22 protein-coding genes are annotated in these 18,141 nt (G+C 31.6%); 2 read left to right on the plus strand and 20 right to left on the minus strand.

Features of this window, described 5'->3' with window-relative positions; all coding sequences use genetic code 11:
- Window positions 1-9: 9 nt before the first annotated feature.
- From leuB to RG22_RS00220, 6 genes are all read right to left on the minus strand, one after another.
- Window positions 10-1,068, minus strand: a complete 1,059-nt coding sequence (gene leuB / locus RG22_RS00195; protein ID WP_034039787.1) for a 3-isopropylmalate dehydrogenase — start codon at window positions 1,066-1,068, stop codon at window positions 10-12.
- Between the two features lie 18 nt (window positions 1,069-1,086).
- On the minus strand, window positions 1,087-2,607 hold the full coding sequence (locus RG22_RS00200) for an alpha-isopropylmalate synthase regulatory domain-containing protein (RefSeq protein ID WP_034039788.1): 1,521 nt from the start codon (window positions 2,605-2,607) through the stop codon (window positions 1,087-1,089).
- On the minus strand, window positions 2,608-3,204 hold the full coding sequence (gene leuD / locus RG22_RS00205; RefSeq protein WP_034039790.1) for a 3-isopropylmalate dehydratase small subunit: 597 nt from the start codon (window positions 3,202-3,204) through the stop codon (window positions 2,608-2,610).
- Between the two features lie 121 nt (window positions 3,205-3,325).
- On the minus strand, window positions 3,326-4,720 hold the full coding sequence (gene leuC, locus RG22_RS00210; protein WP_034039792.1) for a 3-isopropylmalate dehydratase large subunit: 1,395 nt from the start codon (window positions 4,718-4,720) through the stop codon (window positions 3,326-3,328).
- 190 nt (window positions 4,721-4,910) lie between these two features.
- Window positions 4,911-5,279 (minus strand): acyl-CoA thioesterase, encoded by a 369-nt coding sequence (locus RG22_RS00215; protein WP_034039794.1) that lies wholly within the window; start codon window positions 5,277-5,279, stop codon window positions 4,911-4,913.
- A 48-nt stretch (window positions 5,280-5,327) separates the two neighbouring features.
- Window positions 5,328-6,215, minus strand: a complete 888-nt coding sequence (locus RG22_RS00220; RefSeq protein WP_034039796.1) for a DUF72 domain-containing protein — start codon at window positions 6,213-6,215, stop codon at window positions 5,328-5,330.
- Window positions 6,216-6,332: 117 nt separating this feature from the next.
- Here RG22_RS00220 and RG22_RS00225 point away from each other — a divergent pair, with 117 nt between their 5' ends.
- Entirely contained in the window at window positions 6,333-6,749 is a 417-nt protein-coding gene (locus RG22_RS00225) for a hypothetical protein (RefSeq protein ID WP_034039798.1), read from the plus strand.
- Between the two features lie 21 nt (window positions 6,750-6,770).
- Here RG22_RS00225 and RG22_RS00230 read toward each other — a convergent pair whose 3' ends face one another.
- The 7 genes from RG22_RS00230 to RG22_RS00260 all read right to left on the minus strand — a co-directional run bounded on the left by RG22_RS00230 (window position 6,771) and on the right by RG22_RS00260 (window position 11,258).
- Complete coding sequence (locus tag RG22_RS00230; protein ID WP_034039800.1) at window positions 6,771-7,451, minus strand: DUF2461 domain-containing protein; 681 nt, start codon at window positions 7,449-7,451, stop codon at window positions 6,771-6,773.
- Window positions 7,452-7,531: 80 nt separating this feature from the next.
- Window positions 7,532-8,095, minus strand: a complete 564-nt coding sequence (locus tag RG22_RS00235; RefSeq protein ID WP_156113331.1) for a hypothetical protein — start codon at window positions 8,093-8,095, stop codon at window positions 7,532-7,534.
- Window positions 8,096-8,140: 45 nt separating this feature from the next.
- Window positions 8,141-8,365: a hypothetical protein gene (locus tag RG22_RS00240; RefSeq protein ID WP_034045550.1), complete on the minus strand. Its 225-nt coding sequence runs from the start codon at window positions 8,363-8,365 to the stop codon at window positions 8,141-8,143.
- Window positions 8,366-8,495: 130 nt separating this feature from the next.
- Window positions 8,496-8,657, minus strand: coding sequence for a DUF1328 domain-containing protein (locus RG22_RS17455; RefSeq protein ID WP_034039804.1), 162 nt, complete (start codon window positions 8,655-8,657; stop codon window positions 8,496-8,498).
- Window positions 8,658-8,869: 212 nt separating this feature from the next.
- Window positions 8,870-9,772: a mechanosensitive ion channel family protein gene (locus RG22_RS00250; protein ID WP_034039806.1), complete on the minus strand. Its 903-nt coding sequence runs from the start codon at window positions 9,770-9,772 to the stop codon at window positions 8,870-8,872.
- Between the two features lie 34 nt (window positions 9,773-9,806).
- Window positions 9,807-10,313, minus strand: a complete 507-nt coding sequence (locus tag RG22_RS00255; protein WP_034039807.1) for a Dps family protein — start codon at window positions 10,311-10,313, stop codon at window positions 9,807-9,809.
- A gap of 168 nt (window positions 10,314-10,481) precedes the next feature.
- Entirely contained in the window at window positions 10,482-11,258 is a 777-nt protein-coding gene (locus RG22_RS00260; RefSeq protein ID WP_034039809.1) for a tRNA pseudouridine synthase A, read from the minus strand.
- Between the two features lie 96 nt (window positions 11,259-11,354).
- On the opposite strand from RG22_RS00260, the gene RG22_RS00265 reads away from it, so the two are divergent.
- Complete coding sequence (locus tag RG22_RS00265) at window positions 11,355-11,774, plus strand: hypothetical protein (protein ID WP_034039812.1); 420 nt, start codon at window positions 11,355-11,357, stop codon at window positions 11,772-11,774.
- 63 nt (window positions 11,775-11,837) lie between these two features.
- On the opposite strand, the gene hisIE is transcribed toward RG22_RS00265, so the two are convergent.
- The 7 genes from hisIE to hisD all read right to left on the minus strand — a co-directional run bounded on the left by hisIE (window position 11,838) and on the right by hisD (window position 18,090).
- Window positions 11,838-12,431 carry a bifunctional phosphoribosyl-AMP cyclohydrolase/phosphoribosyl-ATP diphosphatase HisIE gene (hisIE, locus tag RG22_RS00270; protein WP_034039814.1) on the minus strand — a complete coding sequence of 198 codons (594 nt, stop codon included), beginning with the start codon at window positions 12,429-12,431 and terminating at the stop codon, window positions 11,838-11,840.
- A 43-nt stretch (window positions 12,432-12,474) separates the two neighbouring features.
- Window positions 12,475-13,230, minus strand: coding sequence for an imidazole glycerol phosphate synthase subunit HisF (hisF, locus tag RG22_RS00275; protein ID WP_034039816.1), 756 nt, complete (start codon window positions 13,228-13,230; stop codon window positions 12,475-12,477).
- A 3-nt stretch (window positions 13,231-13,233) separates the two neighbouring features.
- Window positions 13,234-13,968 carry a 1-(5-phosphoribosyl)-5-[(5-phosphoribosylamino)methylideneamino]imidazole-4-carboxamide isomerase gene (hisA, locus tag RG22_RS00280; protein WP_034039817.1) on the minus strand — a complete coding sequence of 245 codons (735 nt, stop codon included), beginning with the start codon at window positions 13,966-13,968 and terminating at the stop codon, window positions 13,234-13,236.
- A gap of 89 nt (window positions 13,969-14,057) precedes the next feature.
- A complete protein-coding gene (gene hisH / locus RG22_RS00285) occupies window positions 14,058-14,639 on the minus strand; it encodes an imidazole glycerol phosphate synthase subunit HisH (protein WP_034039818.1) in 582 nt (193 codons plus the stop codon).
- Window positions 14,640-15,773: a bifunctional histidinol-phosphatase/imidazoleglycerol-phosphate dehydratase HisB gene (gene hisB / locus RG22_RS00290; protein WP_034039819.1), complete on the minus strand. Its 1,134-nt coding sequence runs from the start codon at window positions 15,771-15,773 to the stop codon at window positions 14,640-14,642.
- A complete protein-coding gene (hisC, locus tag RG22_RS00295) occupies window positions 15,770-16,807 on the minus strand; it encodes a histidinol-phosphate transaminase (RefSeq protein WP_034039820.1) in 1,038 nt (345 codons plus the stop codon). Before hisC ends, hisB begins: the two co-directional genes overlap by 4 nt.
- The gene (hisD, locus tag RG22_RS00300; protein ID WP_034039821.1) at window positions 16,804-18,090 is read right to left on the minus strand and encodes a histidinol dehydrogenase; all 1,287 of its coding nucleotides are present in this window, start codon (window positions 18,088-18,090) and stop codon (window positions 16,804-16,806) included. Before hisD ends, hisC begins: the two co-directional genes overlap by 4 nt.
- Between the last annotated feature and the right edge of the window lie 51 nt (window positions 18,091-18,141).

Genomic DNA, 18,141 nt, shown 5'->3' on the forward strand with positions numbered 1-18,141 from the left:
GATTGTTTTTTAGATGTTTGTGGCTAACCAATCACCTACTTCTTTAGTTCCATAAGCTTTACCACCGTCTGCTAAATCTTCAGTTACTATACCTTCAGCTAAGGCTTTATTCACAGCATCTCTAATCGCTTTTCCTTCCTCTGGTAAGTTAAAAGCTGTTTCAAACATCATAGCTGCCGATAAAACGGTTGCCATTGGATTTGCTATATTTAATCCTGTAGCTTGCGGATATGAGCCATGAATTGGTTCAAATAAAGCAATATCACTTCCCATAGATGCCGATGGCATTAAGCCCATTGAACCTGAAATTACAGAAGCTTCATCGGTTAAAATGTCTCCAAATAAGTTTTCAGTAATAAGTACATCATAACTATTAGGCCATTGCACCAAACGCATCGCCACAGCATCAACAAACTCATAGCTTACTTCAACTTCTGGATAATCTTTTTCCATAGCCTGAACAGTTTCTCTCCATAATCTAGACGTTTCTAAAACGTTAGCTTTATCTACACAACATAACTTTTTAGAACGTGTCATGGCTAATTCAAAACCTTTTTTGGCTAAACGCTGTACTTCGACTCTAGTATAAACACAATTATCGTAAGCCGTTTCACCATTATCTCTTCTCCCCTTTTCTCCAAAGTAAATACCACCAGTTAACTCACGTAAAAATACTAAATCGGTACCTTCAATACGCTCCTGTTTTAAAGGTGATTTATCTAATAACGACGGAAATGTAAACGTTGGTCGTACATTAGCAAACAATCCTAATTTTTTACGCATTTTCAATAAACCTTGTTCTGGACGAACTTGAGCACTTGGGTCATTATCATATTTTGGGTGACCAATAGCCCCAAACAAAACCGCATCTGATGCTACACATACATCGTGTGTAGAATCTGGGTAAGGCTCTCCAACAGCATCAATAGCTGCAGCACCGGTTAAGGCTGGTTTCCATGTTATTTCATGTCCAAATTTTTTAGCTACAGCATCACTAACTTTTACAGCTTGATCGATAACTTCCGGTCCTATGCCATCTCCGGCTAAAAGGGCAATATTAAATTTCATAATGTATGTATTGTAATCTTAATTAATAATAATATTTAGCATTTTCTCGGTAGCTTTAATTGCCGATACTGTTTGATCGGAATCTAAACCACGAGTTTTAAATTCTTTTTCAGAATTTTTCCAAGTAATAATGGTTTCACACAGCGCGTCTGACCGACTCCCTGGCGGTATTCTAACGGCATAATCTATCAAATCAGGCAATACCATTTTTTTTGTTTTAAACACATTTCTAATAGCATTCATAAACGCATCAAACTGTCCGTCACCTTGTGCATGTTCTTCAAAAACTTCATTTTCAATACTAATAGAAACTGTTGTTGATGGTTTTAGCCCTTTTGAATGGGTTAAAACATATGAATTCACTTTAACTTTTTCTTCGTAAGTTCTATCTAAAACATCCGAAATGATATAAGGTAAATCTTCTTTGGTAACTACCTGCTTTTTATCTCCTAATTCTATAATGCGTTGAGTAACTTTTTTTAAATCTTCATCATTAAGTTGAAGTCCTAACTCCTGTAAATTCTTTTGAATATTGGCTTTTCCAGAAGCTTTTCCCAAGGCATACTGACGTTTTCTTCCAAAACGCTCGGGTAATAAATCGCTAAAATACAGGTTCTTTTTATTATCACCATCGGCATGAATTCCAGCAGTTTGTGTAAATACATTGGCACCAATAATAGGCTTGTTTGCAGGAATCACAACACCAGAAAAATTTTCTACTAGTTTGCTAACGGTATACAAAACTTTTTCATTAACCCCGATTTCTATATGTGGCATAAAATCGTTTATTACGGCAATAGTACTTGCCATAGGTGCATTTCCTGCACGTTCACCCATACCATTAACAGTTAAATGCAGACCATCAGCCCCAGCTTTTAAAGCTTCCATGGCATTAGATACACCTAAATCGTAATCGTTATGTGCATGAAAATCGAAATGCAAGTTAGGGTATCTCTCTTTTATTTCTTTAATAAAATCAAAAGATTCTTTAGGTGTTAAAATACCCAAAGTATCAGGCAGCATAATACGCTTTACTGGTTGAGTAGATAAAAACGCTAAAAACTCAAATACATAGGTCTTAGAGTTGCGCATGCCATTACTCCAATCTTCTAAATAGATATTGGTTTCAATATCATTATTTTTGGCTAATTTTAAAATTTTCTCAATTTCTTTAAAGTGCTGACTTGAACTTTTTTTAAGTTGATGAGTTAAATGATTTAATGAACCTTTGGTTAAAAGATTTTGAACCTTTGCTCCTGCTTCAATCATCCAATTAATTGATACACCATTATCAACAAAAGTCAACACTTCAACAGTGTTTAAATATCCATGTTCAGTTGCCCAATATGTGATATCTTTTACAGCTTGTAGCTCGCCTTCAGATACTCGGGCGGATGCTATTTCAATGCGATCAACTTTTAATTCTTCTAGTAAAAGTTTAGCTATTGTAAGTTTTTCAGAAGCAGAAAACGACACACTCGATGTTTGTTCACCATCGCGTAATGTCGTATCCATTATTTCAATTCGCCTTTTTGCCATTTATAGCATCAAATCGTTAGCAAATGATTCTATGTCACTTTTCATATTTTGAAGATAATCAATATCATCAAAACCATTAAGCATGTTGTCTTTCTTATAGCTATTTATTTCAAAAGACTCTTGAGCTCCAGTCGATAAAATAGTTATTGTTTGATTTTGGAGATTCACTTCTACTTTTGTATTTGAATCTTTATAAATTTCTTCAAAAATTTGTTCTGAAAATTCTGGACTAACCTGTACTGGTAATACCCCAACATTTAAACAGTTATTTCTAAAAATATCTGCAAAAAAACTTGATACGACACAGCGGAAACCATAATCGTAAACCGCCCAGGCAGCATGCTCTCTAGAAGAACCAGAACCAAAATTTTTACCACCAACTAAAATTTTTCCGCTATAAATTGGGTTGTTTAATACAAAGTTTTCTTTTGGAGTATTATCTGCGTTGTATCTCCAATCTCTAAATAAGTTATCGCCAAAACCTTCACGTTTAGTAGCTTTTAAAAAACGAGCCGGTATGATTTGATCGGTATCCACATTTTCTAATGGTAAAGGAACTGCCGTACTTGTTAGTGTTGTAAATTTATCGTAAGCCATGTTTTTAGTATTCAGTCTGCCAGTATTCAGTAGGCAGTTGTTATTCTTTTTTTATATAATAATTATACATCAGCTAAATTATTCAGTTTTGACTGTAAACTGCTGACTTTTGATTGTAAACTTATAAAAGTTCTCTTGGATCTGTAACTACGCCAGTAATTGCCGCTGCTGCTGCAACTAAAGGACTAGCTAATAAAGTTCTTGACCCTGGTCCTTGTCGACCTTCAAAGTTTCTGTTAGAAGTACTTACCGCATATTTGCCTGCAGGTACTTTATCATCATTCATCGCTAAACATGCCGAACAACCTGGTTGTCTTAAAACAAAACCAGCATCATGAATAATATCTAAAATGCCTTCTTCTTTAATTTTATCTTCAACTTCATGTGACCCTGGAACTAACCATGCTGTAATATTTTCTGCTTTTTTCTTTCCTTTAACAATAGACGCAAAGGCTCTAAAGTCTTCTATTCTACCATTAGTACAACTTCCTAAGAATACATAATCTACTTTTTTACCAATCATAGAGTCGTTTTCCTCATATCCCATATAGTCTAAAGACTTTTTATAAGTAGCAACGCCACCTTCAACAGCTTCAGCATCTGGAATGTTTTTAGAAATTCCCATACCCATACCTGGATTTGTTCCGTAAGTAATCATCGGTTCAATATCGCTAGCATTAAAAGTTAAGTCTTTATCAAATATTGCACCTGCTTCAGTTTTTAAAGTTTTCCATTGTGACACAGCTTTATCCCAATCATCACCTTTTAATGATAAAGGTTTATTTTTTAAGTATTTAAAAGTAGTTTCATCTGGAGCAATCATACCTCCACGAGCACCCATTTCTATAGAAAGGTTACAAACCGTCATACGGCCTTCCATAGTCATGTTTTCAAAGACATCACCTGCATATTCAACAAAATAACCAGTTGCGCCAGAGGTTGATAATTTCGAAATTATATATAAAGCGACATCTTTTGGTGTAACCCCTTTACCCAATTGCCCATTCACATTGATGCGCATCTTTTTAGGCTTAGGTTGCATGATACATTGCGTAGATAGTACCATTTCAACCTCGGAAGTCCCAATACCAAAGGCAATAGCTCCAAAAGCACCGTGAGTAGAAGTATGAGAATCTCCACAAACAATAGTTGCTCCAGGGAAAGTAATCCCGTTTTCTGGACCTACCACGTGAACAATACCATTCTTTTTATGTCCTAATCCCCAATGGCTAATGCCATATTCGTTAGAATTATCTTCTAAGGCTTTAAGTTGATTTGCCGATAACGGATCTTCAACTGGTAAATGCTGATTTATAGTTGGCGTGTTATGGTCTGCAGTTGCAAATGTACGCTCTGGATACAATACACTTAAACCTCTACTTTTTAATCCTAAAAAAGCAACAGGACTTGTTACTTCGTGTATAAAATGGCGGTCAATAAAAAACACATCTGGCCCACCTTCTATCTTTTTTACAACGTGTGAATCCCACACTTTGTCAAACAATGTTTTACTCATAAAATATCTTATAATTAGTAAGGGTTACAAATTTATAAAAACCCCATTTTTATTACATATTTTTCAATAGGTAAGATGCATTTTTAATAAATTTTTACAAAAAAAATAATAGATGTCATATTTATTGAATTTAATGCAATAGAACAACACAATTGATTATAATATTTAAAACAAAATTATAGTGATGTTTTTACACGATCTTTAAATTTTTACCATGTGCTTTGGGTTTTCCGTTCTCGTCTAAATTTACCATAATAATATTAGAAATACTTATAATGATTTCTTGTGTCATAACATTTCTAACCTCGCAACTTAGCGCAATATATGCATTACCAACCTTTGTGATTTTAATTCCGATTTCCACAATATCACCTTGTTCTGCCGATGTTAAAAACTCAATGGCACCCATAGATTTGGTAACTACTTTTTGGTTGTCAAATTGGATAATGGCGTATAATGCCGCTTCTTCGTCAATCCACTCTAAAAGGCGACCGCCAAATAGCGTACCGTTGGGGTTTAAATCTTCTGGTTTAATCCATTTTCTTGTATGAAACTTCATGTCTTTAAATAGGTTTATTTAAAATATTAAATTGTGAATAATCTATTTTTATAATAATTTTTGTTGCTTATCTTCATTAGGAACAGTTAACGAATAACCTAATTCTGTATTTAGTTTTTTTATAAAATATGCAGATAATAATGGAGACTCTTTTTCTATATTTTGATGAATGAAAAAATCGATTTCTTTTATGCCTTGTTCTTTCCAATTTTTTAAACGAAATATCCAATCATTTAAACGCGAATAATCGGATGGATGATTTGCACCAACGTAACGTACAAAAGCTGTAGCATTGGTTAATCGCATGTGTATTAAATCGCGCCGTCCCGCAGTGTCAACTATAACATTAGAAATATTATTAGTTTCTAAAAGTTGATATAAATCTTTAGAAATGGTAGCATCATTATACCAATTGGTATGTCTAAATTCAACAGCTAATGGAATTTCTTTTGGCCAATTTTCAACAAAATTTACTACTCTATCAAAATCTTTAGGCGTAAAATTATTATGCATTTGTAAAAAAACAGTACCAAGTTTTTCTTTTAAATTTGAAGCGTTGTATAAATAACTCTCAACAACTTCTTGTGTTTCATTCAACCGTTTCCAATGACTTATTTCTTGATTTAATTTTGGAAAGAACTTAAATCCCTTTGGTGTTTTATCATACCAAGTTGCAAATTGTTCAGCAGGAAATATTCTGTAAAACGTAGCATTAAGTTCAATAGAATTGAATTGAGACGAATAATATTTTAGCTCGTCTTTTGTGCCTCTTGGATAAAATCCCTTTAAGTCTGCTCTATTCCATTTGGCGCAACCCACATAAATTTCTGGAACATTATCATCTTTTACTTTACTTAAAACTCGCTTTGTATCTATATGATCTTTTGGTAAAGTAAAGTCGATATTCTCAGGATTGTCAACACTTCCGAATTTCATGTTTTTTGATTTTAAAGATAGAGAAAATTTTCAATGTTAATAACCTCGTTAATAATTATAAAGTGCACAAAAATTTAGACGCTTAATAATCAATACTTTTAATAAAAATCTGAAACCATGAGTACAAGACCGTTTAGTTTAAGAAATATTAGACCCGAAATTCCTGCAGCAACAATTAATGATAATATGAGTACTGACGAGCGTTTTCAGAATTTAGTTTTACGGCCAATTGTAAAGTTTCAAAATGAATTGCTTATTGAGGTTTTTAAAAATTATGTGGTTAAGCATAAATCTGTATTTTACGATTTATCGTTACAAAAGCGTATGGATTATATTGAAAATGCCATTCAAAAAGATATGAAATTTCGTAACTCTATAAAAGGCATGGTAATTGGACTTTTTACGGTTGAAGAATATTTAATTTATATTGAAAATTCTTCTGCTTTAAATAAACGCATGATGAATATTGTTAAAGAGCGTTTGCTTAGCAATATTCAATTATTTGAAAAACCAGAATTGTTGGCTGCGGTTTAGTTTAAGCTTAAATAAACAGAGTTATTCAATTAAAGACACCCCATTCAAATCTGTAGTTAAAACATCACTCATATAATCAAAGTATGGTCGAATAGCTTTAAACGAAGCATTTACATCATTTATAAAATCAGGTGATAAAACCTCTTTGTCTGTATATTTTTTAACAAAAATATACTGTTTTTTCTTTATTAAATCTATGGCTTTATGTTCTTTACTAAAACCTTTGGGTGCGGTTTTCACTTCGTCACCTACAAAATCTCCCCAAATATTTTTAAATTTTTTATTACTAATAATTTTACGGATTTCAGTATCATCCATTTCAAACTCTTTTCGTATTCTCAACAAATCTTCCTTAGCTGGTTCCCAAAAACCAGTAGCAATAAAACTCTCATTATTAGGTTGAATATGTAAATAATAACCACCTCTCAGTTTTGGCTTTGTTCTATGAAATGATCCACCAAAATGTGTTTTATATGGCAGTTTGTTTTTAGAAAAACGTACATCTCTGTAAATTCTAAATAGTTTTAACTTATCTATATCGTCATGCTCATTTAAACGTTCTAAAACTGAATTATAAATGGCTTTTACTTCAGTTTCAATCGCTTTAAACTCTGGTTTGTTTTCATTAAACCAATCGCGAGTATTATTTTTTTCTAATTTTTTAAAGAAGTTTAATGCTAATTTTAATGTTGATGCGCTCATGTAATTTTTTTAAGAGTTTCTAAAATACAAAAAGTCCCGAATTAATCGGGACTTTTATTACTTCTTAACAAGATATTATATTATTTCATAGTTTTTTTTTCCTTGCTGTAAGTCATCTTTTTAACAGTTTTTGAGTCTTCATCAAAATACTCTACTACAAAGTTTCCGCTTTTATCAAAATAACCTATACCGTTGTGCATTTCGCCTCTTATAATATAGTTTCCACTAGCACTTGTAGCCCATGCATTTTCAATTTTTACAAACTTATTTTCATCGTTATCGAATAAGATATCAAAACCCTTATTATTGGGTGTGAACTTATAGTTGTCTTCACCACTAACATAATAAGTTTCTTTGGTTAAAGTATCATAATCATGGTCTTTATCATCATCAATCATTATCATTTTTTCTACTTTCTTAGTAGCATTTACACGATTTTGATTAATTTTTTTCTCATCGTTTACATCTAGTTTTACATCAGATGTTTCTCGTGTAATCACTTTAACTTTTTTCTCTGAAGTTTCTTCACCATTTTTAGTTTTAATAACTTTTACTTTGGTTTCTTGTTTTACTTCTTTTGCTTTTTCTTGTGCCATTACATTACCAATAAATAGTAATGCAAACAGGTATATTAAATTTTTCATTTTGTTTTAAATTTTAAGTTTATAAAAAAAGGTTTTATACAGTTCTTAACTTTTTAAACTGTCTTTTTTCGCTTCTTCTTTTACTTCTTCTATTTCATCTTTCACATCTTCTATAGCATCTTTTACATCATCAGAAGCATTTTCTAAATCTTCGCCAATTTCATTAATAGCTGCTTCTATTTTTTCATCAGTTGTTTTTTTTTCTCTACAACTTGTGAAAACTATAGATGTTGTAAATAATAATGCTAATATCAATATTGCTTTTTTCATTTTTTTCATTTTTATGGTTAATAAAATTTATACTACAAATTTAACAAGACTACCTATAGTAATGTAACGCATTTAGTATATACATTAGCTCAAATGAAGTTTATTAAACTAAGCGTCATCAATTAATAATCTATTTTTTTAGTAATCCTTTTAATAAAGAAAGAACAAATAGAACTAAAAATATATAGAAGCATATTTTTGCTATTCCAGCTGATGCTCCAGCTATTCCGCCAAAGCCTAAAACTCCAGCTATTAATGCAATTACTACAAATGTGATTGTCCAACGTAACATAATTTTTAAATTTTAAATTAGTTATAATAGCTTATTTTGTTTGAAACAAGCCTACTCTAGTTATTAGAGAATTTATATTATTTCTACTCAAAAAGTAGATTGTGTTGATTCTAATATAAATTACGACCAACATCTTAAAGATGGATTTTTATTTAACTTTTTTTATGATATTCTGATTGATAGTGTTAAAATAATTAACGTTTTTACTACTTCTAATTATTTGAAAATTCCTTTAAAGATTCAGGATTCTCAAAAGCTAGTTTATTATCAAACTGAAGTGTGCGAATTGGGAACGGTATATTAATTTCAGCTTTATCATAAGCTTTCTTAATTTCGATTATAGCTGTAGTTTTTGCGCGTAATTTTTCTAACATATTTTCGGCATCAATCCAAAAACGACATAAATAATTTATTGAGCTATCTCCAAATTCTGTAAAATAAAATTCTACATCCTCAGGACTTTCTACTTGGTCAAAAGCATTAGCAATGGTTTCTTTAGTTAATGCTTTTACTTGCTCTAAGTCAGATTCATAACCAACACCACATTCAATAGCCACACGCATTTTTGTGGTTAATGAATAGTTTTTTAAAGGATTTTCTAAAATCATTTTATTAGGCATAATAACAATATTGTTATCGGCTTCTTTTAAAACAAATTCTTTTAGGTTAATATCTATAACTTCTCCAGAGAACCCATTAGTTTCAACCCAATTGCCTATTTGTATTTTTTTTCTGAATGATAACACAATACCAGCAACGGTATTGCTAAGTGTATTTTGTAATGCCAAACCAATTGCTAAACCAGCAACACCCGCAGTGGCTAGTAATGAAGTTAAAGTTTTACTTAAATTTAATATGCCTAGTGATATATAGAGACCTACGATAACCAGAACTACTGCAGAAATTCTTGATATAATTTGAGCAACAGATTCTTGCTGTACTTTTTTAGATACTAATTTGTAAGTTATGTTATTAACGTATTTTGCTACAAAATATGCAGTAATTAACACAAAAATTGCTAGTGCAAAGTTTGGTAAATATTCTATTGTTGTTGTTAGCCAACTTTCTAATTTAGATATGATAATATCAAATGCTTCTGTTATTGTTGATTTCATTTTGTTGAAATTTTAGTTTTTAATGATTTAACAACTAACTCACTTCAACAATATTATCATTTAATTTATCTGAAGGTTTTTTAGTCCATGCATTAAGCATCCAGCTTGTTTTTTCAAGCTCTCTAATGTATGCTCCAATTAAATCGACGGTGCCTTCATCTGAAACTTCATCTGCTTTTTTAATCACAGAACTCATTTGTTTTAATAATATTTTATGGTCTTTTAAAACTTCTTTTACCATATCTTGATCAGTCTTAATTGGTGTATCCTCTAAAATTGATGATGTTTTAAGGTAATCCTCTAATTTACTCATTGGGTGATAGCGCAGTGTTAAAATGCGTTCTGCTATTTCATCTATTTTAACACGTGCATCATTGTACATGTCTTCAAATTTTTCGTGTAAATCAAAAAAGTTTTTCCCAATAATATTCCAATGATTACTTCTTAACTTTTGGTAGTAAATATGGTAATCTGCTAAAAGGATATTTAGCTCCACAACGACTTTTAACAACTCTTCATCTTTCATGTTCAAATAATTCATAATATAATTTGTTTTATTGTTCGTACTGTTAACAAACTATAGGATGAATTAGAAAAGTCAAGCAATTTAACAGGGTTTAACTTACTTAAGGTTTATTTAACATAAATTAAGTTAACAAAAATTGAGTATGTTAATTTTTTTAACAGAATAAACAGACTTGACTATAGTTTAAACAAAGTCGATTTTATTGAGTATTAACCCAGAGGCTGGAGCTATATAATCCATTTTTTTTGCAGTTTCTCCTTTTAAACTTAATTTTATATCATTTAAAGTTAGCTTTCCTTTGCCTAGATCTATCAATGTACCCATCATTAATCTAATTTGGTTTCGCATAAAACCTTTTCCTTTTACACGTAGTAAATAAGTTTTCTCTGGAAAATAATTAGCTGTATAAATGGTGTTTTCAACCAATTCACAAAGTAAAATTTCTCTATTATAAATGCCATTATCAGTTGGTTTGTAGCAATACGATTTAAGATAATGTGAGCCCTCAAAAAGTTTAGCGCCTTGTTTCATTATATCGATATTTAAATCATCAAGAATGGTTGTCATTATTGGAGCGCAAAATGGATGACACTTCTGTCCGTAAGCAAATAAATATAAGTATTCTTTAACTTTAGAATGATTGATAATATTAAACTCGGCACCAACTTCTTTAATACTTAAAGCCCGAATATCTTGTGGTAAGTTGTAATTGAATAGCTCTAAAAAGGCACTTAAATCTTCAATAGGTTCAAATAAAAATAATTCTATTGCTGCGCATTCAGCCGAAACCATAGCGTCTGTTCTTCCAGAACTTAGGCTTTTAAAACGTTTGCCTTCTAATATAAAGTTTAACGTTCTATCTACCATTAAATGCAATGTTTTAACGGCTGGCTGTTTTTGCCAACCATGAAATCGATATCCTAAATATTGAATAGAAATTAAATAAAAATATTTCTTCATTTGAATTTTTATAGTGATGAAAAATACACTCTTTTATTAATTGTGACAAAAAATTTATACATTGTATTCATTATTAACTAACTAAAAACTATTATTATGACAAATTCTTCTACTAAACCACCTGTTTGGTTCTGGATTGTGAGTGTTTTAGCTTTAATTTGGAATGGATTAGGTGTTATGGCTTATTTAGCAAGAGCCTATGCTACTGATGAAATGATTGCTGCTTTACCTGAAGAGCAACAAACAGAATTTCTTGTAGAATACCCAACTTGGTACACTGCTGCTTTTGCTATTGCTGTTTTTGCTGGGGCATTAGGATGCATTGCTTTGCTTATAAGGAAAAAAATAGCTTACGGATTATTTATTCTTTCTGGATTAAGTGCCATTATTCAGCATGTTTATTTATTTATGAATGTTGATATGCCTAGTATGGTAATGCCCGTATTGGTAATTGTGGTTTGCTTATTTCTTATTTGGTTTTCTAAAAACGCAATTGAAAAACATTGGATATCTTAACATAAAAAAATAAATCAACCTTTTTTTAAGAGACATTATTCTTAACCAGTTTTAATGTCTCTTTTATTTATGCCTTCCTTTTAACTCTGTTTCAATATCTTTTAAAGTAAATCCTTTGGCTTGCAACAACATTAAATAATGAAATAGCAAATCTGCCGACTCATAAAGAAACAACTCATCGTTATTATCCATCGCTTCAATAACCGTTTCAACGGCCTCCTCACCTACTTTTTGAGCCACTTTATTAATGCCTTTTGAAAATAAACTCGCTACATAAGATTTTTGGGTGTCTTTATTGGCAACACGCTCTGTAATCACATTCTCTAAAGTTGAGAAAAAACCGTAACTAGATGTGTTTTCTTCTTGCCAACAGGTATCTGTTCCTTTATGACACGTTGGTCCAACTGGATTTACTTGAATGAGTAGTGTATCGTTATCACAATCATTTTTAATATCTACAAGATTTAAAAAGTTACCGCTTTCTTCGCCTTTAGTCCACAAACGTTGTTTGCTTCTGCTAAAAAAAGTAACTTGTTTTGTTTCAAGTGTTTTGTTGTATGCGTCTTCATTCATATACCCAAGCATTAACACATTTTTTGTTATTGAGTCTTGAATGATTGCTGGTATGAGTCCGTTTAAATCGTATTTAATAGTCATAACTTATTCTTTATATGATACTGAAACAGGTTTAGTATGACGACTAAAGTCGCACTTCAATATTATTCTTTTTTAATTCTTTTTTTAATTCAGGAATAGGTATTTCTCCAAAGTGAAATACACTTGCCGCCAAAGCAGCATCAGCTTTTCCATCTTTAAAGGTATCAATAAAATGTTGCACATTTCCTGCACCACCTGAAGCTATTATAGGAATGTTTAATGTTTCAGACAGCTTTTTTAAAGCTTCATTTGCAAATCCATTTTTTGTGCCATCATGATTCATGGATGTGAATAATATTTCGCCAGCACCACGATTTTCAACTTCCTTTGCCCATTCAAATAAATCAATATCGGTTGGAATACTACCACCTGCTAAATGTACTTTCCAATTACCGTCAATTAATTTGGCATCAATAGCGACAACCACACATTGGCTTCCAAATTTGTTTGATAATTCATTAATCAATTCAGGTCTTTTTATTGCTGAAGAGTTAACAGATACTTTATCTGCACCACATTTTAAAAGCGCATCTACATCTTCAATAGACGAAATTCCGCCACCAACAGTAAACGGGATGTTAACTTGTTCGGCGACATGTAAAACCATATCTAAAGTTGTTGCTCTACCTTCTAATGTCGCAGAAATATCTAAAAAAACGAGCTCGTCTGCACCAACATTTGCGTATTGCTTTGCTAGTTCCACAGGATCGCCAGCATCGCGTAAATCGACAAAATTCACACCTTTTACGGTACGTCCATTTTTAATATCTAAACAGGGTATTATTCGTTTTGTCAACATAGATTATACAAATTTTTCTAGTTGTTTTAAACTGATTCTATTCTCGTAAATAGCTTTTCCAATAATAACACCTTCACAACCTAAAGCTTTTAAAATTGGTAATTCTTCAATTGCTGAAATTCCTCCAGAAGCTATCAACTTTATAGATTGACCACTACTACTATTTGAGCATTCTGTAATGATTTGTTTGTACAATTCTACAGATGGCCCTTCAAGCATGCCGTCTTTTGAAATATCTGTACAAATAACATATTGAATACTCTTTTTTTGATACGATTTAATAAACGGAATAACCTCTTCTTTACTCTGTTCCATCCAACCGCTAATAGCCACTTTTCCTTTATCGCTATCTGCTCCTAAAATAATTTTTGCTGCTCCATATTTCGATATCCAACCTTGAAAAGTTTCAGGGTCTTTTACTGCAATGCTTCCTCCTGTAATTTGTCTAGCACCAGAATTAAAAGCAATATGTAAATCTTCATTAGTTTTTAAGCCACCTCCAAAATCAATTTTAAGGCTTGTTTTTGATGCTATTTGCTCTAAAACTTTATAGTTTACTATGTGTTTCGCTTTTGCACCATCTAAATCTACTAAGTGTAAATATTCAATTCCTGAAGCTTCAAAGGTTTTAGCGATTTCAAGCGGACTTTCACTATATATTTTTTTTGTTCCATAATCGCCTTTGGTTAAGCGTACACATTTTCCGTCTATAATATCTATGGCTGGTATGATTCTCATGTTTTTAGTTTCATCAAACTGAACTTGTTTCAGTTTATTATTATTTAATTAAATGGTTTAGGTGATTCTAAAATAAATTCGGAATGACGCTAAATCTCTAAAAAATTCTTTAAAATTTGCTCTCCTGCTAAACTACTCTTTTCTGGGTGAAATTGTACACCGTAAAAGTTATTGTGTTGTAAAGCTGATGCATAATTAATTCCATAATCTGTTTTAGCTATAGTTTCTTTACAATGTTCTGCATAATAGCTATGTACTAAATACATATATTCATTTTCTTTGATACCTTTAAATAAATCAGATTTTAAATCTTTTATAATATTCCAACCCATTTGGGGTACTTTTACCGTGTTGGAAAACTTTTTAACATTAGTTTGAAAAATACCTAAACCTTTGGTGTTACCTTCTTCTGTTGAGTTACACATTAACTGCATACCTAAACAGATACCCAAAACAGGTTGTTTTAAAGTTGGAATTAAAATATCTAACCCACTTTCTTTTAGCATTTTCATTGCGCTACTTGCTTCGCCTACTCCTGGAAAAATCACTTTGTCTGCTGCTATGATTTCCTCTGGATTATTAGATAAAATGGCATTCACACACAACCTTTTAAATGCAAACTGAATACTTTTAATATTTCCAGCTCCGTAATCTATAATGACTAATTTCATTTAAAGCATTCCTTTAGTTGATGGTAAAATCATTTTCTCTATATCGCGCTTTACAGCCATTTTTATTGCTTTAGCAAAGACCTTAAAAATAGCTTCAATTTTATGGTGTTCGTTTGTGCCTTCTGCTTTTATATTCAAATTACATTTTGCACCATCGGTAAACGATTTGAAGAAATGATAAAACATTTCGGTTGGCATTTTTCCAATCATTTCGCGTTTAAAATTGGCTTCCCAAACCAGCCAGTTTCTTCCTCCAAAATCTATAGCTGCTTGTGCATAACAATCGTCCATTGGCAAACAAAATCCATAGCGCTCAATGCCTAGTTTATTACCTAGTGTTTTATTGAACAATTCTCCCAATGCAATTGCTGTATCTTCAATAGTGTGGTGCTCATCGACTTCTAAATCGCCATCAACTTTTATGTTTAAATCTAATTGTCCGTGACGAGCAATTTGGTCTAACATATGATCGAAAAAGGCAAGCCCTGTATTAATTTTACTTTTCCCAGTGCCATCAAGATTTAGTTGAATGGCTATTTTAGTTTCGTTTGTATTTCTTATAATACTACCAGAACGCTCATTAGCTTTTAGAAACGTATAAATCTTTTCCCAATCGTTACTTTCTAAGGCAATATAACTATCTAACTCTTCACGTTTAACAGTAATTTCATTAGTCCCCAAATTGGTTTCATCGTTTATAAAAATGCCTTTCGCACCTAAGTTTTTTGCTAATTCTACATCGGTTAATCTGTCACCAATAACAAATGAATTTTCTAAATCGTATGCATCAGAAAAAAACTTGGTAAGCAGTCCTGTATTTGGTTTGCGGGTTGGTGCATTATCTTTAGCATAGGTTTCATCAATGTAAACCTCTTTAAATTCTATACCTTCACCTTTAAATGTTTCGATTACAAAATTGTGAATTGGCCAAAATTTCTCTGAAGGATTATCTGGCGTACCTAAGCCATCTTGATTGGTAACCATAATGATTTCGTAATCTAATTCTTTGCAGATTCGTCCTAAATATTGAAACACTTTGGGGTAGAATATTAGTTTTTCAAAAGCGTCTACCTGCTCGTCTGCGGGCTCTTTTATTAATGTACCATCTCTATCTATAAATAATACTTTTTTCATTTAAATGATTTTAAAGTGCTTATTAATTTTTCGTTCTCACTTTTTATTCCCACTGTGAATCTTAAACAATTTTCGCAACCTTTTTGGCTCGTTCTGTTTCTAATTACAATACCTTTTTCTATAAGTTGATTGTATCGCTTTGTAGCGTCATCAACTTTTACCAGAACAAAATTAGCATCTGAAGGATAAATTTTTGAAACAAAATTGATAGTTTTCAATTCTGAAACTAACATTTCTCTTTCATTAAGAATATTTTCAATTTGATTTTTGGCTAAATTTTTTACTGATAATTGCTCAATAGCTTTTTGTTGTGTTAACTCATTAACATTATAAGGTGGTTTAATACTATTTAATATTGAAATTATTTCTGCTGAAGCATAGCAAACACCTAATCGTATTCCTGCCATTCCATAAGCTTTTGATAAGGTTTGCGTTACTATTAAATTAGGAAACTCATTCAGTTTACCCGTCCAACTTTCTTCTTTTGAAAAATCGATATAAGCTTCATCAATAATTACAATTCCATTAAACCTAGAGATAATCTTTTCAATTTTATCTGCATTAAAACTATTTCCTGTGGGATTATTAGGCGAGCAAATAAAAAGCAATTTTGTATTTTTATCTTGAATATTTAAAATCACATCAACTTTTGGTTGAAAGCTGTCATCTAATTGAACCTCTTTAATTTGTATCGCATTAATATTAGCCAATACACTATACATGCCATAAGTTGGAGGTAGTGTGATGATGTTATCCTGATTGGGCTCGCAAAATGCTCTAAAAATAAGATCTAAAACTTCGTCGCTTCCATTTCCTAAAAGTATATTTTGAGCAGGGACACCTTTAATTTCTGATAAAATAGATTTCAATTCTCTTTGTTGCGGATCAGGATACCGATTTACGCCATTTTCAAACGGATTCTCGTTCGCATCTAAAAACACCATTTCGCTACTATTTCCTTGAAATTCATCTCTCGCCGATGAATATGGTTTTAGTGCCTTTATTGTTGGTCTTATTAAGTTTTGAATATTCATTTTTTCAAATCTTTTAATCTAATTGAAACTGCATTTTTATGTGCTTGTAAACCTTCGGCTTCTGCCATTAACTCTATAGTCTCTCCAATGTTAAGCAAACCTTCTTTTGATATTTTTTGAAACGTCATACTTTTTAGAAAGCTATCTAAATTCACACCGGAATAGGCTTTACTAAACCCAGTTGTTGGAAGTGTATGATTTGTTCCAGAAGCATAATCACCAGCACTTTCTGGTGTATAATTACCAATAAAAACAGAGCCTGCATTCATAATATGATTTACATAAAAATCTTCGTTTTTAGCGCAGATAATAAAATGTTCTGGACCATATTCATTAATTAACTGAAGTGCTAAATCGTTATTTTCAACATAAATTAATTTAGAATTCTCAATCGCTTTTTCAGCAATAGCCTTACGCGGAAGCATGTTTAATTGTTTTTCAATTTCTTCTGAAACCAAATTAATTAATTCCTTAGAAGTTGAAACCAAAATCACTTGACTATCTATTCCATGTTCAGCTTGACTCAATAAATCTGATGCAATATACGATGCATTTGCAGTTTCGTCTGCAACTACCAACAATTCGCTTGGTCCAGCCGGCATATCGATTGCTACACCATGCTTTGTTGCTAGCTGTTTTGCAACCGTTACAAATTGATTTCCTGGTCCAAAAATTTTATATACTTGTGGTATGGTTTCGGTTCCAAATGTTAATCCAGCAATAGCTTGAATTCCTCCAATTTTAAAAATTTGCGTTACACCACAAAGTTTTGCAGCATATAGTATTTCTTGAGCTAACTCTCCTTTTTTATTAGGCGGTGAACATAAAATAATTTCTTTGCAACCGGCTATTTGTGCTGGAACACATAACATTAAAACTGTTGAGAACAAAGGAGCTGTTCCTCCAGGTATATATACACCTACTTTTTCAATAGGTCGTTTTTCTTGCCAACATAAAACACCATTTGTGGTTTCAACTTCTATTTTTGATGTTTTTTGAGCAGCATGAAATACCTCAATATTTTGTTTTGCTTTTTTTATTGCGTTTTGAAGATTTGCTGGCACTTTTTTTATAGCCTCATCAATCTCCTCAACACTAACAATATTTGATTCTAAATTTACACTATCAAATTTTTGCGTATACTTTTTAATGGCTTTATCGCCATTTTGGTTTATATCATCAAAAATTTGATTAACAGTAGCTTCAATATCATTTACGGTTTGAGTTGGTCGTTTTAAAATTTCTGACCATTCACTTTTATTAGGGTTGTTAATGATTTTCATTTTTATTTAACTTTGAGTTAAAATCATGGGATTCCTGCCTTTACTTCGACA

The organism is Wocania ichthyoenteri Th78, assembly GCF_000789235.1.
In the GTDB taxonomy this organism is placed as follows: domain Bacteria; phylum Bacteroidota; class Bacteroidia; order Flavobacteriales; family Flavobacteriaceae; genus Wocania_A; species Wocania_A ichthyoenteri.

Coding starts and splice junctions, on each gene's coding strand:
- leuB (WP_034039787.1), bottom strand. CDS start 1,068: ATGAAATTTAATATTGCCCTTTTAGCCGGAGATGGCATAGGACCGGAA.
- RG22_RS00200 (WP_034039788.1), bottom strand. CDS start 2,607: ATGGCAAAAAGGCGAATTGAAATAATGGATACGACATTACGCGATGGT.
- leuD (WP_034039790.1), bottom strand. CDS start 3,204: ATGGCTTACGATAAATTTACAACACTAACAAGTACGGCAGTTCCTTTA.
- leuC (WP_034039792.1), bottom strand. CDS start 4,720: ATGAGTAAAACATTGTTTGACAAAGTGTGGGATTCACACGTTGTAAAA.
- RG22_RS00215 (WP_034039794.1), bottom strand. CDS start 5,279: ATGAAGTTTCATACAAGAAAATGGATTAAACCAGAAGATTTAAACCCC.
- RG22_RS00220 (WP_034039796.1), bottom strand. CDS start 6,215: ATGAAATTCGGAAGTGTTGACAATCCTGAGAATATCGACTTTACTTTA.
- RG22_RS00225 (WP_034039798.1), top strand. CDS start 6,333: ATGAGTACAAGACCGTTTAGTTTAAGAAATATTAGACCCGAAATTCCT.
- RG22_RS00230 (WP_034039800.1), bottom strand. CDS start 7,451: ATGAGCGCATCAACATTAAAATTAGCATTAAACTTCTTTAAAAAATTA.
- RG22_RS00235 (WP_156113331.1), bottom strand. CDS start 8,095: ATGAAAAATTTAATATACCTGTTTGCATTACTATTTATTGGTAATGTA.
- RG22_RS00240 (WP_034045550.1), bottom strand. CDS start 8,365: ATGAAAAAAGCAATATTGATATTAGCATTATTATTTACAACATCTATA.
- RG22_RS17455 (WP_034039804.1), bottom strand. CDS start 8,657: ATGTTACGTTGGACAATCACATTTGTAGTAATTGCATTAATAGCTGGA.
- RG22_RS00250 (WP_034039806.1), bottom strand. CDS start 9,772: ATGAAATCAACAATAACAGAAGCATTTGATATTATCATATCTAAATTA.
- RG22_RS00255 (WP_034039807.1), bottom strand. CDS start 10,313: ATGAATTATTTGAACATGAAAGATGAAGAGTTGTTAAAAGTCGTTGTG.
- RG22_RS00260 (WP_034039809.1), bottom strand. CDS start 11,258: ATGAAGAAATATTTTTATTTAATTTCTATTCAATATTTAGGATATCGA.
- RG22_RS00265 (WP_034039812.1), top strand. CDS start 11,355: ATGACAAATTCTTCTACTAAACCACCTGTTTGGTTCTGGATTGTGAGT.
- hisIE (WP_034039814.1), bottom strand. CDS start 12,431: ATGACTATTAAATACGATTTAAACGGACTCATACCAGCAATCATTCAA.
- hisF (WP_034039816.1), bottom strand. CDS start 13,230: ATGTTGACAAAACGAATAATACCCTGTTTAGATATTAAAAATGGACGT.
- hisA (WP_034039817.1), bottom strand. CDS start 13,968: ATGAGAATCATACCAGCCATAGATATTATAGACGGAAAATGTGTACGC.
- hisH (WP_034039818.1), bottom strand. CDS start 14,639: ATGAAATTAGTCATTATAGATTACGGAGCTGGAAATATTAAAAGTATT.
- hisB (WP_034039819.1), bottom strand. CDS start 15,773: ATGAAAAAAGTATTATTTATAGATAGAGATGGTACATTAATAAAAGAG.
- hisC (WP_034039820.1), bottom strand. CDS start 16,807: ATGAATATTCAAAACTTAATAAGACCAACAATAAAGGCACTAAAACCA.
- hisD (WP_034039821.1), bottom strand. CDS start 18,090: ATGAAAATCATTAACAACCCTAATAAAAGTGAATGGTCAGAAATTTTA.